Below are 14,839 nucleotides of genomic sequence, written 5' to 3'. Positions count from 1 at the left end.
AAAAGCATTTGCTGAATGAAGTTAAAAAATTCTTATTCATTAGGACCATTCGCAAACGCCTGGTTAATGGCATCTTCCACTTTTCTCTTATTCATACGAAACTTAACATACCTTTTGGTTACATTAATATCCTTATGACCAGCCAAGCGCGATACTGTTTCAACATCTACATGGTTGTCAATAAGCCGCTGGCAGAAGGTATGACGGAGTTTTTGCGGATTTACGTCATATTTCTTCAGCATATATTGAACAGCCCTCTCTGTAAGACGTTCACCTGCATTGGAGACAAACACCGGCTCTTCATCATCAGGAGAACCTAGAAAATTCTGTAGGTATTCCATTGTCTCCTGTGAAAGCGGAATGACTCTTCTTTCATTTTGCTTTTCAACAATCAATTCATGATTTTCCAGGTCAACATGGGAGCGATTTAAACTACATAATTCCGATACACGAATTCCGGTATGTAGCAATACATATACAATCGTGGTGTTTCGAAGGTTTCCATCCTCCTTAACCTTTCGCAATAACTGGCTATATTCTTGCCCGGATAGTGTTTCGATTTCGCTCTTCTTTTCAACTGGTTTAATTTCTATCCCAAACGTGAGACCTGGCTTTTCTAAGAACTTTGCAAAAGTCCGAATGGCGCCGATAGTTTTATCGATTGTTGCTAAGCTTTTCTGCTGTTCCTCTAAATAATCTATGTAGGCCTGGATATCTGCCTTTTCTAGGTGATTGATATCCCTTTTTTTCTCTTGAAGCCATTCTTGATATTTTTCAAGCTCACGCTTATACGTTTTAACCGTATTTGGAGACTTTTTGTGTACATCTAACCAATGACAGAAATCAAGAATCAGCGGAATAGCTTCAGTAGAATGTTTTTTCATTTCAATCCCCCTAGTCATTACTTTACCTTCATTATAACTTATCGGAATATTATAAATAAACTCACTTCTACGAATTTATTTTCACACTGACATTTGTTTTTATTGATACTACTTCGTTGTTTCTTAAAAATTGTAAGCTAGATTTATGTATTTCTCTCAAGTTATATCTGAGCTGAAGGTATTTAAAGCCTTTTTAATATCATCTCAAGATAATAAAAAAGAGAGTCCTTGTTTTTAAGACTTCTCTCTTTTTATTGTATAAAAATGTATTATTCTAACGACTGTTAACCCATTGAGGCAAAAATAAATGAATCCGGCTTTTGTGCATTAAGTTTATCTAGCTCGGAGTAAAACTTTTTGTATTCAACGATGGATAGCTCACCATGTATGTATCGTCTTTGAATATGATCCAGCAACTCATTTACATGTAATGGGTTACGATTTTTCACTTTCTCAAAATGATTCTTTAACTCTTCCAACATAGTAATCCACCACTTTCTTTAAATTTTCAAATAATTACTGACGTAGGAAGAATCATACCACGAAAAAAATTACTTTTCATATTTTTATAATTTTCAGACTAACGACAGAAATTTACAAGATTTTAGATTTACTGGTTATATAAACCTTATGCATCCTTTTTGTATATAGACTTTTCTATCTTCTATCATTCACCTGTTGTCGAAGAATGGACGAATTTTTCCTCAAACCATGTAGGAATCTCCCGAAAACTTTTTTATTCTTTTATAAAGAAAGATTCCTAATTCTATACTACTGATAATCCCATGCTAGGAAAAAACAAACAATTCTTTGGCAGGCATGAAAATACAGAATTATTAGATTGGGAAATACGGTTGGCAAACAAGAGTTTATGAATTAAAATAAGTTTTGACTTATAAATATGTAATCGAGGATGATATCTAGTGGAACAAATCATACAACAAGAACTGCGTAAAAAGAAGTCTTTAAAAAGATTACTAACGTTTCTAGTACCATCTTGTCTCGGAATCTTTCTATTTATGATTCCCATTTCGTATAACGATAGTATAACTATACCGATTGCCGTATTATCCGGTCTGATACAAGAATGGCTTGCCGGGCATATACCGGCCATCATGACAGGGATTATTATTCTGACGCTACTTGGAACAGTATTAATAAAAACGGTCCGCCCAAATGTGCTGAATCGAAATTCATTCTTAAAAACCTTGCTGGACGTTCCGCCCGTTTGGTTTGCAGCTAGAATTCTAGGCGCTATTTTTTCCGTCTGTGTCCTATTCCAATGGGGACCAGAAATGATTTGGTCCGAGAATACTGGCGGATTGCTATTAAATGACTTATTACCCGTGCTTTTCTCAGTCTTTTTATTTGCTGGTTTGTTTCTGCCATTACTACTAAACTTCGGGCTCTTAGAGTTGTTTGGAACCCTGCTGACAAAAATTATGCGTCCCGTCTTCAAGCTTCCGGGCCGCTCGTCCATTGATTGTATGGCTTCCTGGCTCGGTGATGGAACCATCGGAGTTCTCTTAACAAGCAAGCAGTATGAAGAAGGCTATTATACAAAACGTGAAGCTGCCATCATTGGGACTTCGTTTTCCGTTGTTTCCATTACCTTCAGCCTTGTCGTGATTTCACAGGTTGGACTAAGCCATATGTTTATCCCATTTTATTTGACGATTACGGCTGCCGGGGTGATTGCGGCATTTATCGCACCACGAATTCCGCCGCTGTCACGTAAGAAGGATACGTATTTTGTTGAAAAATCAAACGATTATTCAGAGGATCATATTCCAGAAGGTCATACGCCGCTTTCATGGGGCTTTACACAGGCACTTGAAAAAGCTGGCCATAACCGTGGATTGAAGGATTTCTTCTTTTCCGGAGGTAAAAATGTTCTAGATATGTGGATGGGCGTTGCTCCAATTGTTATGGCACTTGGAACTCTAGCATTAATTGTTGCCGAGTATACACCCGTTTTCCAATGGTTGGGTGTTCCATTTATTCCAATACTAGAGCTCCTGCAAATCCCTGAAGCGAAGGCAGCGTCAGAAACACTAGTGGTTGGGTTTGCTGATATGTTCCTACCATCTGTTATCGGGGCTGGAATTGAGAGTGAAATGACTCGATTTATTGTTGCCGCTGTATCTGTTACACAGCTAATTTATATGTCAGAGGTCGGCGGTCTCTTACTGGGCTCAAAAATCCCCGTTTCTTTTTGGGAGCTGATTGTGATTTTTATCCAAAGAACATTGATTACATTGCCGATTATTACTCTTATTGCCCATTTTCTATTTTAATTACATGCGAAACACCTCCGAGGTTTTGGAGGTGTTTTTTTCTATGGCAACCGCTTCAATAATATAACGGCATGTTTTTAAAGTGCTATTTTTCACATCGCTAGAGATTCCACAAAAAAGAGTGTCACGTCGGCACCCCTAGAATGCGTTATTCATCATCAATCTCGCCATCACCAATTTCATCCTCTTCTTCAACATCCTCCACTTCTTCGTCTTCCTCAGGCTTTTCGTCATTGCCACAGCCCGTTATGGAAAAAAGCGAAAAGGCCACGCAAAACATTAGAAAGTACTTTTTCATCTGGAATCCCTCCTTTGGTTTAAGGTTACCAATTGGTTTAAGATTATGTAGCGCATGCTCTACTATCAAATTCGCCCATCGAATTTGCGTCCGGATTATTATCTGAGCTCGCTCGGGTAAACTAACTTTAAGAAATCGTGACATCCGCCGGAGGCTTTAACTTCATTCAGACGGGGGTTGAACGCCCACTGAACCGAAGAACTATTTGTATTAATCCCCCACTTGTAGAAGTGGAGGGTCTTCTGAACCTGTCGCAAGCTTTCGGTACAAAAAGCATTTGCTGATGAAGGTAAAAAAGAATAGAAAAAAAGAAGCAGAGGTTCTTCTGCTTCAGAAAAAATAGGAGTTTTATTATTTATTAAGAGGTCGCTCCAGCGTTAGAAGCTCATCCTCAAGTGAAGCAAATTGCTGTACGATAACATGCTTCGCATCCGAAATAGCTGCATTATAGAAATGTGGGGCCAATGACTCCTTGACGAAATCCAGCACTCTTTCGGCAGCAAATTCCGTTAGCTCTTCATCTCTTTCCTGGAAAAAGAACGTTTGGATGTCAGAAATCATTTGATCCTGCTGCTCTTTTGTAAGTTTGAAAAACAAATGGAAAATCTCCTTTCAAATGCAATAGTATGGTTTATTATACTATACCTTTAGTGAAAAACAGCAGACCTAAGTCCGATTACCGGCTTAGGTCCGTTCAATGCCCTTATTCTGCTTCGACTGTTTCCATCTCTTTAAAGGTCTCCGCCACCTTCACCATCATCGAGCATTCAATCCTCTTTTTAAAAAGTTCACAGCTGAAGCCGTAGGTTCCGTTGAGTGAACCGGTTGCGTGCAGAGCATTGGCAGGACAACCGCCGCTGCAGTAAAGCTTCGCCCAGCAGTCCTGGCATTCCGGCTTCGAGTAGCAGTTGCTCTCTTTAAATTTGGATTGGATTACTGGTTTGATGATGCCATCCCAGATAGTCCCCAGCTTGAAATCCTCATCGCCGACAAACTGGTGACACGGGAAGATGTCACCTGTTGGTGTAACAGCAAGATACTCCGTGCCGGAGCCGCAGCCAGAGATTCTTTTTTGAATACACGGGCCCTCTGAAAGATCAAGCATATAGTGATAAAAGGTAAATGGACGACCTTCCTCGCCGCGCTTAATCATCTCTTTTGCGAGAACTTCATACTGATTGTATAACTCCGGTAGATCCGCCTCGGTCAGTGCATAGGGTTCATTCGGGTCCCCGATTACCGGTTCCATGGACAGCTTGTCAAAGCCAAGGTCGGCAATATGAAAAATATCATTGGTGAAATCGATATTATTATGCGTATAGGTTCCGCGTACATAGTATTCTTTATCGCCCCGCTTTTCGACAAACTCTTGAAACCTTGGAACGATATAATCATAGCTACCCTTTCCCGTTACGGTTTTGCGCAGGCGGTCGTGAATTTCTTTCCTGCCGTCAAGACTCAGGACAACATTGTACATTTCCTGATTCAGAAACTCGGTAACCTCATCGTTTAGCAGCATTCCGTTCGTCGTGAAGGTAAAGCGGAACTGCTTCTTATACTCTTTTTCCTTACTTCTGGCATAAGCAACAATCTGCTTGACCACCTTCCAGGCCATGAGCGGTTCGCCACCAAAGAAGTCGATATCAAGGTTACGATGATGTCCGGAGTTTTCTAGCAAATAATCAACTGCCTTCTTCCCAACCTCAAAGCTCATAATGGCTCTTTCTCCGTTATATTTCCCTTGACTAGCAAAGCAGTAGTCACAGGTGAGATTACAGGTATGGGCAACATTGAGACAAAGGGCTTTTACATAGGTCTTTCGATTTTTTACATCAATGGCGAGATTTTTATATTCATCTTCGGTAAAAAGCTGTCCGCTCACTTTTAATTCCTCGACTGCAGTGATGGTGTTGTGGATTTCTTCTGGTGAAATCTCAGGGTCAGCCTCATATTTTTTCAGCATGGCTGTTACGATTTCTTCTGCTGAGGCTGACTCATACAGTTCAATGATGTCATAGGCAAGGTCGTCGACCACATGCACAGAGCCGCTGTAGGTATCAAGCACAATGTTAAAGCCATTTAGTTTATATTGATGAATCATTTTTATCTCCTTTTTCACATAAAAATACCCGCCCAGCTGCAATCAGTTGGGCGGTTCGATCCTGTTTCCTATCTGTTTAGTGTGTTTTCACACTTCTGATTTGCAATGCCGCAAGAGGTTTTGCAGGCAGATTGACAAGAGGTTTGACATGCGCCGCATCCTCCGTGCTGTGCAGTGTCCATCAGTTTACGAGTGCTGAGTGTTACGATTCTTTTCATAAAAGAAAACTCCTTTTGAAATAGTTTTCGGAAAAAGTGACAAATTTGTGAACTTATTCACATTTGTTCTTCAAGGATAATTTTAGCAATTCATCCAATTGCCGTCAATTTTTTATCGATGGATTTCTTTTGAGATTTGTTTTCGAACAAAAAGAAAGCCAGCAGCTGTTTTCCGTCAGCTGCTGGCCAAGCGCAGTATATAAATATATAGAAGGAAAAGAAATAAACCGATGGGGGAAAATCCACCATGCGGGTAAAACCAACATTGATAGGGAAATAAAAAATTCAAAGTAAAACTGACCATCGGGGCATCCACCCCGTCTGGGTAATGCATTAAAGCACTGGGGGACTGTCCCCCAATTAGGTAATGCGTTAAAGCGTTGGGGGACTGTCCCCCACTCAAGTAAAGCGTTAATCCGACGGGGGTACCCACCCCTTTAAGCTTTGTTTGACCTTTAAGTCCCCCGCGGATTAGTTTTTATATGTGAACCGTAGAATTCGCAGAATTAAACGGTTGCTGGTACTTTTTGTAGCATTGTGCCGTTTTGGGCAAAGTTTGTATGCCATGAGAAGGCTTTTTCTAGCACGTGAGGTGTTTGACCGCCTCTTTGTAGTGCTTCTTCATAGTATTCACGTAATTGTTCACGATACATTGGATGTGCACAATTATCGATAATGAGTCCGACTCTTTCTCTCGGTGCTAATCCACGTAAATCGGCATAGCCTTGCTCAGTTACGATAACATCTACATCATGCTCCGTATGGTCTACGTGTGATACAAATGGTACGATACTTGAAATGTCGCCGCCTTTAGCGATGGACTTTGTTACAAAGATAGCTAAGCGGGCATTTCTCGCAAAATCACCTGAGCCGCCAATTCCGTTCATCATTTTTGTTCCAAGAACATGTGTGGAATTGACATTTCCATAAATATCTAACTCTAATGCTGTATTGATTGAAATTAATCCGAGTCGGCGGATGATTTCAGGATGATTCGAAATCTCCTGTGGACGCATGATTAACTTATCGCGATAGTTTTCAAAGTTTGCAAACACATGATTCATTTTTTCTTCTGAAAGCGTCAATGAACAACATGAGGCAAAATCTACCTTGCCAGCATCGATTAAATCGAATACCGCATCCTGTAGCACCTCAGAATAAACTTCTAAGTTTTCAAACTCTGAATCTAGCATTCCATGAAGAACCGCATTAGCAACAGAACCAACACCTGATTGTAATGGTGCTAATTTTTCTGTTAATCGGCCTTCCTCTACTTCATTACGAAGGAAACTGATTAAATGCTGGGCCATAACCTTTGTTTCTTCATCAGGCTGAACAATGGTGGATGGAGAGTCTAGTTGATTAGTAAACACAATCCCTTGAAGTTTGTCCACATCAATAGGAATTCCTAGTGTACCGATTCGATCATCTGGCTTAACAAGTGGCAGCGGTTGGCGTTCACCTTGCTTACCAGGCTCATACAAATCATGAATTCCCTCTAGCTGTGTAGATTGTGCCATGTTAATTTCTACAATAATAGATTTAGCATTTAAAGCAAAAGTTAACGAGTTCCCTACAGATGTTGTCGGGATGATCATGCCATCCTCTGTAATTGCAATCGCTTCCACGATAGCTACATCAACACTCATAACATTTGAACGTAACAGCTCAGACGTATGGGAAAGATGCTGGTCTACAAATAAGAAATCACCTTTGTTGATTCCTTTACGCATGGTTGGATCTGCTTGGAAAGGTAAACGCTTACCAATAATACCAGCTTCAGCAAAGATGGTATCAATATCAGACCCTAAAGAAGCTCCTGTATACACATTCACCTTGAAGGATTCGTCACCCTTAACCCGATTTACTAGCGCGATTGGTACTGCTTTTGCATCACCAGCACGAGTAAATCCGCTTAAGCCTAACGTCATTCCATTTTCAATCCATGAAGCCGCTTCCTCTGCTGTAACAACGCGGTCTCTTAGACGCTCGTCTCTAATACGCTCCAACATATTCTCCATATCCTGATCCCTCTCTTAATGACTAGATGTTTATTATTTTACCGATTCTTGTCATTAAAAGTAGATTTTTAGTATATAAAACTCAATTTTCAGACTAAATAGCAAATTTCGACACTGAAACAGAGAATTTTTAAAATCCTAATAATTTTCTGAAATAACTGGAGTAAGATTGGCTGACCGGAACTCTCTCCCCATTATCCATGGCAAGGACAAAGGTAGAATGTGTATCTGGATAGATGGCTTCAATATGATTTACATTAACAATAAAAGAGCGATGGCATCTGATAAAGGAATCCTTTGGAAGCAGGTATTCAAATTCCTGCAGCGAGTTTTTGTGAATACCAGTCACCTTCCCCGAGTAGACTGTTGTTTTCTTATCCTTTGCCTCTAAATAAACAACCTTGGCAAATGGAATAGGAATCCAGCCATCACAGGTCTTCACGGTTACAACCGATTTTCCATCGGAAAGGGCAGGGTAAATAGCCGTCACGGTCCCCTCAAGCTGACCCTCATGGAAAAATGGCACAGCGATTCCGTGATAAGGAACCCCAAACACATCGCGGTTGATAAACTCGGAAACCTTCTGCTTCGTTTCTAAAGCAAGGTCAGCCATCGTCCCTTTCTTCACAGGATCTCCAGGTCTAATTTTTAAATCGATTCGTTTACTCGGCCGATAATAGATGTATTCAGTTGTATCTGAAATCACGATGGAAACCTCATCTGAAAAAACTTCTCCAATTACATCCAGTAATGAACCAAGGGTTATTTCTTTCATATTGGGATCACCTCATTCATTATTATACTATATTGGAAAAATTAAGGATATAAATTATATAAATCGACATTCATGATAAGTATATATGAATAATATTTTATCCATCACGGTATGAAGCATTTGTTCCATTTTGCACGAGTGAGGCATGATAAAAAAACTGAGTCTCGCCCGTAATGGAAGTAAACTCAGCTTCTTTTGTCTCTTAAGAATTTATTAAATTTGTTTTATCGCTTCCATACGCTTTTTGCCATTGGTTCTTAAACACAGCCACATCAGTCGGTGTTGCAGGAAAAGCAATAAATTTTTCAATGAGTTCCGGACCGACTGTCACTGTATGAGCACCAACAAGACAGACATCATGAACCTGTTGGACATTTTTAAAGCTAGCCGCCAAAATTTCCGTTGGTAGCTGGTATGCAGCATATAGCTGAGCAATTTCGGCTACAACATTTACACCATTCCCGGTTAAATTATCTATCCGATTTACATACGGTGCGACATATTTTGCTCCAGCCATCGCAGCCATTAGAGCTTGAAAAGCGGTATAGATCGTCGTTGCCAATGTTGGGATATTCTCAAGCGTCAGAAGCTTGATTGCTTTTAAGCCTTCATCTGTAACTGGAATTTTGACAATCACTTTTCCAGACAGTTCACTTGTGATAAACTTGGCTTCCTCGACGATTTCCTCGGCTGTATCGCCAATAGTCTGCACGAACAACTCCTTCTCTTCCCCGATAATTTCACGAATTTCTCTGAGAACCTGTAAATACGGACGGTTCTCTTTTACAAGAATAGACGGATTCGTTGTTACGCCGGCAATCGGAAAATACTCATGCAAGCGGGCAATTTGTTTTACATCTGCTGAATCAATATAAAGTCTCACGGTGTTTTTCCCCCTACAGAAGCGGGCTTAACCGATAATGATTAAGCCTTTTTTTATAAAATCGGTATGTACAAAATGGCCTGGTTTCATAAAATAAAGGACCGACAGACGCAATTCTAAATCCTCTATTATTCTGTCGAGCAGCTTCAGCCATCTGTGAATAGTATAACAAAAATCCATTCTATCCTGTGGAACTTCTATCTCAATTGGGAGAAAAATTCATCTTAAAATAAGGTCGTCACCTCTCTTTCCAACTAGCTCCTCCATAGGTATGAGCTTTAGGTTGATAGGTATTTTAATTAGCTTCGTATACTAAGGATTACCTGCTCAGGTTCTGCTCGAAAAACAGGATATTCCTCACCGTTCTGGATGACGGTTTCCCCGTGATTCGTAAACCCGATTTTCGGAAGAATGTTTTCTCCCTCTGGGCTGACGGCAAAGGCACCGATTTCTTTGATGATGATTCCTTTTTCCTGAAGTCTCTTTAATTCTGCCGCGATATCTTTAATCAGTCTGCTGGCATATTCCTTACGGCGGGCATCGTGGATATCGACAATGAGTGTAATAAAGTATAGATAAACCTCTGTCGGCTGTTCATAGGTCTGCAAATACCCGCCAATCTCATGTTCACTGATTTCTCCTTCCAGGATGGCAGTATAGGCCTCTTTGTTCAAAGGAAATAGACTGTACATGCCCTTAACACCCTGAGACGTTTTCAAGATCCGGTAGATTTCAGGATTTTTCCGCAGCATCTTCTTCAAAATATCCGGGGAGACATGCCATTCCTCTGGATACACCCGGTCATTTAAGGCAGACATGCCTTCGCAATCCTGAAGCCGAGCTGTTGTCATTTCATCTTGTGTATCTGTAGTACGTTGATTCATTTTCGATACCTCCGATTGATTACGTCGAGTCTAATTATGACCATTATGTATATGATTATTATAATAGAATTTCCTTATTCAGTAATAAAAAGGCTTTGTTAACTTAGTTGTTGATTTTCGTTTCAGGCACTTCGCTTTCCGCAGGCGACGCCGAGCCTCCTCGACACTACGTGTCTGTGGGGTCTCGTCTGTCTCGCTTCTCCTGCAGGAGTCTGCGTGCCTTCCACTACAATCAACCTGCTAAAAAAATCAATACAATGCATTAACAGAGCCAATAAAAAAACTGAGCCCTACCCTATAAAAGGGTATCACTCAGTTTTCTTATACATACCTTATTTAACAAAAAGCCCATCTCCGTGCATCCTCGAGAGGAGGTGTGTCGACTCTTTGCTTTGTTTTAGTAGCCTTTCTATTTGTTCTGATGCTACTGGTGGGCTGTAGTAGTAGCCTTGCATTTGTTTGCAGTCTTCCTGCCAGATTTTTTTCAGCTGATCCTGAGTTTCGATTCCTTCGGCAACGGTGTTTAAGTTCAGCTGTTTAGCAAGAGTCATGATGGATCTGATAATAGCATCACTGACCTCATTAGAATGGACATCTTTCACAAAGGAACGGTCAATCTTTAAGGTGTTGACGGCAAAGCTTTTCAAATGACTCATAGATGAATAGCCGGTTCCAAAATCATCGATGGAAAGACTGATGCCCATGCTGCGAATTTTTTGCAGTGTATCCACTAGATCGGCTTCATTTTCAATCAGGATTGACTCAGTAATCTCCAAATCTAGCCACATAGGGTCCAGCTTCGTTTCTGCCAGCACTTTTTCTAGCAAAAGAATAAACTTATCCTTCTGCTGCAATTGCTTTATGGAAATATTGACTGATATTTTCAGTGAGGAATAGCCTCGATTCTGCCACTCTACGGCTTGTTGGCAGGCTGTTCTTAAAATCCATTCTCCTAAAGGAATGATTAAGCCTGTTTCTTCTGCTAATGGAATAAATTCACTTGGTGGAATTAGACCAAGCTGATTATGCTTCCAACGAATTAATGCCTCTGTACCAACAATCTTACCGGATTCTAGATGGACAATCGGCTGATAAACCAAATAAAACTCCTCATGCTTTAAGGCATAGCGAACATCATTTTCTAATCTGACCCTTTGGACGGTTTCAATATCCATTTTGGAATCATAAAAGCTATAACCGTTTTTCCCTCTTTCTTTAATAAAATACATCGCCGTATCCGCTTGTTTAATCAGTGTTTCGACATTTACTGCTTCATTACCGCCAAAGGTGACAATCCCCATGCTTACTGATAAATAGAACTCTAGATTTTCGAATATAAACGGGACTTGTAAACTAGTGATTATTTGTTCTGCAATAACAGCTGCTTGCCTTTCGTTTTTGATGGACGGAAGAAGGATGATAAATTCGTCCCCGCCCAGTCTGGCTAGTGTCTGATCCTCATCCAAACAAAGGCTAAATCTCTCGGAAACTTCTATTAAAAGCTTGTCACCGATATCATGTCCTAAGGTATCATTGACTTTCTTGAAGCCATCCAAATCCAAAAACATCAGCGCCATTACATCCTTCTCTTTGACAGAATGCTTCCAAGCCTGTAGCATCCGGTCCTTAAATAACGCCCGGTTAGGTAGACCGGTAAGCTGGTCATAGTAGGCCAGACTTTTGATTTTTTCTTCATAGGCTTTTTGATTTGTCATGTCCTTTGCAATACCGAATACGCCTGACACTTCTCCATCAATGAAGATAGGGACATTCGTCACATTCGCAAAGATACGTTGATTATTTTTATTGATAATTGTTATGTCATAGTTTTGAGCCTCTCCGTGCTTTGCCAGTTCAAAGTGTTCATAGCTCCTCGCTAGATCCTCAACAATGACAAGTGATTGGAAGGAGATTTTGCTCATTTCCTCATTGCTGAATCCTGTTTTTTCCTGAAAAACTGGATTGGAAGTGATAAAGTTGCCATCAAGGTCCATCGAAAAAACCGCATCGAAGTTATGTTCAAATAAAGATTGATATTGTTCTTTCGTGCGACGATTTTCCTCCTCCAGCTTCTTTCGTTCTGTCATATCATGAAAAACAAGAACGCCCCCATGAAACTGACCCCTTTTGTTTATTAATGGTTTCGCATTGACTACCGCATTCCAGCTACCTGCCATGTTTTTTAACTCAATCCACATTTCATACTGGAGGACCTCTTCACCCTTGGCCGCTCTCGTTAATGGGAGCTCCTCATAATCAAGCACCCTTTTTCCATCAGCTGAAAGAAAGCGAAAACGATCTCCCCATTGATTCACAGAATCCCCGAGAAGGGACATAAGTGGCTGGGCCGATTTATTAAAATAACTTATGTTCCCTTCCCTATCAAAGGCAATAACCTGCTCCTCCATATTTTCTAGGATGGCTTCGTAAAATTGCCTTTGGTGGTCCGTCTCATCCTGTGTCTGCAAAAGCATCCGATTCAATTTCGTGTTTTTTATCAGAAGCCTTGTGAACACAAGAAGAATAGCCCAATTCGTTATACTTCCGATGATAAAGGCGACAAGTAGTTCAAACGGGATATCAAAATGAAATCGTTGTAATAGAAGCGTATATTTCGCGGCACACACTACGATGCCAGCGATAATAGTAAATTTCCAGTATGGAAAAATGACAACAAATAAAATGATAGGGATGATGAAAAGTGACCATACAATGGGATGGAGGTGGATCGCATATACATAATCCAGTCCAATTGTCAGTAGGATAGATAGAATAATTAGTATATAGTGGGCTTTCTTCAAAGTATCACCACTTCCTTATTTCGTTCTATAGAAATAGACTTTTTAAGTATAAACGGTAAAAATAAAACCGCAATAAACTATAGAAAAATAATACTCTTTTAATTATTACCATTAACCAATTGGACATATTTTTAACTAGAGAGGCCAGCTTCTTTAAGCTCCAATTAGATAAAAAAGAGCATAAGCAGCCTGCCTATGCCAAAGAAAAATATCGATGATTAAGAATGGTATTACACAATCAAATCCCCCCGCCGAATTTGCGTCGGGATTTTTATCGAGCTTGCTCGAGGTGGAGCGCACTAAAAACCAAGCTATCTTCGAATAGACTTCGTGGGAATCTGAACGATAAAGCTGGTTCCTTGCTCAGGGGTCTCAACCTTTATCTGTCCTTTCAATGAATGTACGATTTCCTGTACATGCGCTAAACCGATTCCCGTTGCGGCCACTCCATGATCATTGAACTTCGTTGTGTAGCCTGGTTCAAAGATAATCGGAACATCCTCTTCGGGAATTCCTTTACCTGTGTCCTTGACGACAAACACCGTGTTACCTGATTCCTCAGAGATTTCGAGATGAATCTCTCCTTTATCAGCAATCGATTCGACCGCATTGGAGGCCAGATTATTTAACAACGTCAAAAGAGGAATCTGTTGATTTGTTTCAAAATCAGCCTCTATCTTCATCTCAAACTTAATTTTTTTCTTTAACAGCTCGCTATAACGTTGGTTCGCGATTACAACGAGCTTCACAATATCGGAAAGCTCAAGATTATTTTGCATTTTTTCCAAGCTCAACTTCTTCAACCCTGATAGAATCCGCTGCGAATCCTGTTTGACTTCATGAATTTCCTGAGCAATTTGCAGGGCCTGCACACTTAATAAATGAAGCTCCTTCTTTTTCAGCTTACGATGTAAATCATGGCTGGAGGATGTAATTTCTTCTATTTGCTCCAGCGATTTTTGTAAATAAAGCGTCTCCGCATAGACCTCTGACCCTACTTGCAGCATATCCTGCATCCGTTGCTTTTGCTCTGATACCGTTATCGAGCTATACAGACCGATGACAAAGTAACTGCGAACTAAAGCGACACCCATAATCAGTCCTAAAGCCTTCAAATCCAATCCAATTTGCTCGTGTAAAGCATTTCGAGCAAGCTCCTCTGAAATATTTGCGATACATTCAAAGAGAAAAGCCCAGCCGCCTAAATAAAGCGGATGCATTTTATAACGCTCAAGCCTGATGAGATGAAAGCCAAGTGAAAAAAGAAAATAAAACAAAAGAATCGGCGAATGATTGATGAAGCTCGTTGACCAATGGGCATCCAGGAGAAGAAGGTCTTTCATCGTGCGAACACATACCACCAGCAGACCGGTTACGATTCCGGTTGTCAGTACCGATGACGGTGTCCACACTAGAATCAGGAAGAAAAAGGCAATACTGCCCAAGCCAAATCGAAACGCCTCCCCTTCAAACGGAATCACCTTGATTTCACTGGCGAGCGTTACCAGGATTGCGGTCAACAGCAGGAAAAGCCAGTCTTTTCTAGTAAAGGTTTTCTTTGAAAAAGCCTGTAAACCTAACATAAAAATCTCCTATATCAAGCATAATTTATACTCAGCCAATAAGCTCAACTATAAATCGAGTATATCATTATATCCATATCAGTTTTTCCTCATA

Annotated in this window: 13 protein-coding genes; 1 reads left to right on the top strand and 12 read right to left on the bottom strand. The window is 40.4% G+C overall.

Annotated elements, in window-relative coordinates:
• Positions 1-32: 32 nt before the first annotated feature.
• Both BQ5321_RS02340 and yppF read right to left on the bottom strand, forming a co-directional pair.
• Positions 33-884 carry a tyrosine-type recombinase/integrase gene (locus tag BQ5321_RS02340; RefSeq protein WP_071393011.1) on the bottom strand — a complete coding sequence of 284 codons (852 nt, stop codon included), beginning with the start codon at positions 882-884 and terminating at the stop codon, positions 33-35.
• A gap of 284 nt (positions 885-1,168) precedes the next feature.
• Positions 1,169-1,366, bottom strand: coding sequence for a YppF family protein (yppF, locus tag BQ5321_RS02335; protein ID WP_071393010.1), 198 nt, complete (start codon positions 1,364-1,366; stop codon positions 1,169-1,171).
• A gap of 453 nt (positions 1,367-1,819) precedes the next feature.
• Between yppF and BQ5321_RS02330 the strand changes: the two genes are divergently transcribed.
• Positions 1,820-3,181: a YjiH family protein gene (locus BQ5321_RS02330; protein WP_071393043.1), complete on the top strand. Its 1,362-nt coding sequence runs from the start codon at positions 1,820-1,822 to the stop codon at positions 3,179-3,181.
• Positions 3,182-3,329: 148 nt separating this feature from the next.
• Here the strand turns inward: BQ5321_RS02330 and BQ5321_RS24345 are convergent, their stop codons facing one another.
• The 10 genes from BQ5321_RS24345 to BQ5321_RS02290 form a co-directional block, all read right to left on the bottom strand.
• Positions 3,330-3,479, bottom strand: coding sequence for a hypothetical protein (locus tag BQ5321_RS24345; RefSeq protein ID WP_187143712.1), 150 nt, complete (start codon positions 3,477-3,479; stop codon positions 3,330-3,332).
• Between the two features lie 351 nt (positions 3,480-3,830).
• Positions 3,831-4,076, bottom strand: a complete 246-nt coding sequence (locus BQ5321_RS02325; protein ID WP_071393009.1) for a DUF2164 domain-containing protein — start codon at positions 4,074-4,076, stop codon at positions 3,831-3,833.
• 106 nt (positions 4,077-4,182) lie between these two features.
• Complete coding sequence (scfB, locus tag BQ5321_RS02320) at positions 4,183-5,580, bottom strand: thioether cross-link-forming SCIFF peptide maturase (protein ID WP_071393008.1); 1,398 nt, start codon at positions 5,578-5,580, stop codon at positions 4,183-4,185.
• Positions 5,581-5,648: 68 nt separating this feature from the next.
• Positions 5,649-5,798 (bottom strand): six-cysteine ranthipeptide SCIFF, encoded by a 150-nt coding sequence (gene scfA, locus BQ5321_RS23590; protein WP_084786611.1) that lies wholly within the window; start codon positions 5,796-5,798, stop codon positions 5,649-5,651.
• 506 nt (positions 5,799-6,304) lie between these two features.
• Complete coding sequence (locus tag BQ5321_RS02315; protein ID WP_071393007.1) at positions 6,305-7,819, bottom strand: acetyl-CoA hydrolase/transferase family protein; 1,515 nt, start codon at positions 7,817-7,819, stop codon at positions 6,305-6,307.
• 130 nt (positions 7,820-7,949) lie between these two features.
• Positions 7,950-8,594, bottom strand: coding sequence for a LytTR family DNA-binding domain-containing protein (locus tag BQ5321_RS02310; protein ID WP_071393006.1), 645 nt, complete (start codon positions 8,592-8,594; stop codon positions 7,950-7,952).
• A gap of 202 nt (positions 8,595-8,796) precedes the next feature.
• The gene (locus tag BQ5321_RS02305; RefSeq protein WP_071393005.1) at positions 8,797-9,477 is read right to left on the bottom strand and encodes a transaldolase family protein; all 681 of its coding nucleotides are present in this window, start codon (positions 9,475-9,477) and stop codon (positions 8,797-8,799) included.
• Positions 9,478-9,776: 299 nt separating this feature from the next.
• A complete protein-coding gene (locus tag BQ5321_RS02300; RefSeq protein ID WP_071393004.1) occupies positions 9,777-10,361 on the bottom strand; it encodes a hypothetical protein in 585 nt (194 codons plus the stop codon).
• A 332-nt stretch (positions 10,362-10,693) separates the two neighbouring features.
• The gene (locus tag BQ5321_RS02295) at positions 10,694-13,162 is read right to left on the bottom strand and encodes a bifunctional diguanylate cyclase/phosphodiesterase (protein WP_084786610.1); all 2,469 of its coding nucleotides are present in this window, start codon (positions 13,160-13,162) and stop codon (positions 10,694-10,696) included.
• A gap of 311 nt (positions 13,163-13,473) precedes the next feature.
• Positions 13,474-14,745 (bottom strand): sensor histidine kinase, encoded by a 1,272-nt coding sequence (locus BQ5321_RS02290; RefSeq protein ID WP_071393003.1) that lies wholly within the window; start codon positions 14,743-14,745, stop codon positions 13,474-13,476.
• Positions 14,746-14,839 lie beyond the last annotated feature (94 nt).

The organism is Bacillus tuaregi (assembly GCF_900104575.1).
Classification (GTDB): domain Bacteria; phylum Bacillota; class Bacilli; order Bacillales; family Cytobacillaceae; genus Bacillus_BD; species Bacillus_BD tuaregi.
This window is presented reverse-complemented; position numbering and strand designations above follow the sequence as displayed.

What these genes read in the sequence shown, in the direction of transcription:
- yppF (WP_071393010.1), bottom strand. Translation starts at nt 1,366, where the DNA reads ATGTTGGAAGAGTTAAAGAATCATTTTGAGAAAGTGAAAAATCGTAAC.
- BQ5321_RS02315 (WP_071393007.1), bottom strand. Translation starts at nt 7,819, where the DNA reads ATGGAGAATATGTTGGAGCGTATTAGAGACGAGCGTCTAAGAGACCGC.
- BQ5321_RS02340 (WP_071393011.1), bottom strand. Translation starts at nt 884, where the DNA reads ATGAAAAAACATTCTACTGAAGCTATTCCGCTGATTCTTGATTTCTGT.
- BQ5321_RS24345 (WP_187143712.1), bottom strand. Translation starts at nt 3,479, where the DNA reads ATGAAAAAGTACTTTCTAATGTTTTGCGTGGCCTTTTCGCTTTTTTCC.
- scfA (WP_084786611.1), bottom strand. Translation starts at nt 5,798, where the DNA reads ATGAAAAGAATCGTAACACTCAGCACTCGTAAACTGATGGACACTGCA.
- scfB (WP_071393008.1), bottom strand. Translation starts at nt 5,580, where the DNA reads ATGATTCATCAATATAAACTAAATGGCTTTAACATTGTGCTTGATACC.
- BQ5321_RS02290 (WP_071393003.1), bottom strand. Translation starts at nt 14,745, where the DNA reads ATGTTAGGTTTACAGGCTTTTTCAAAGAAAACCTTTACTAGAAAAGAC.
- BQ5321_RS02310 (WP_071393006.1), bottom strand. Translation starts at nt 8,594, where the DNA reads ATGAAAGAAATAACCCTTGGTTCATTACTGGATGTAATTGGAGAAGTT.
- BQ5321_RS02300 (WP_071393004.1), bottom strand. Translation starts at nt 10,361, where the DNA reads ATGAATCAACGTACTACAGATACACAAGATGAAATGACAACAGCTCGG.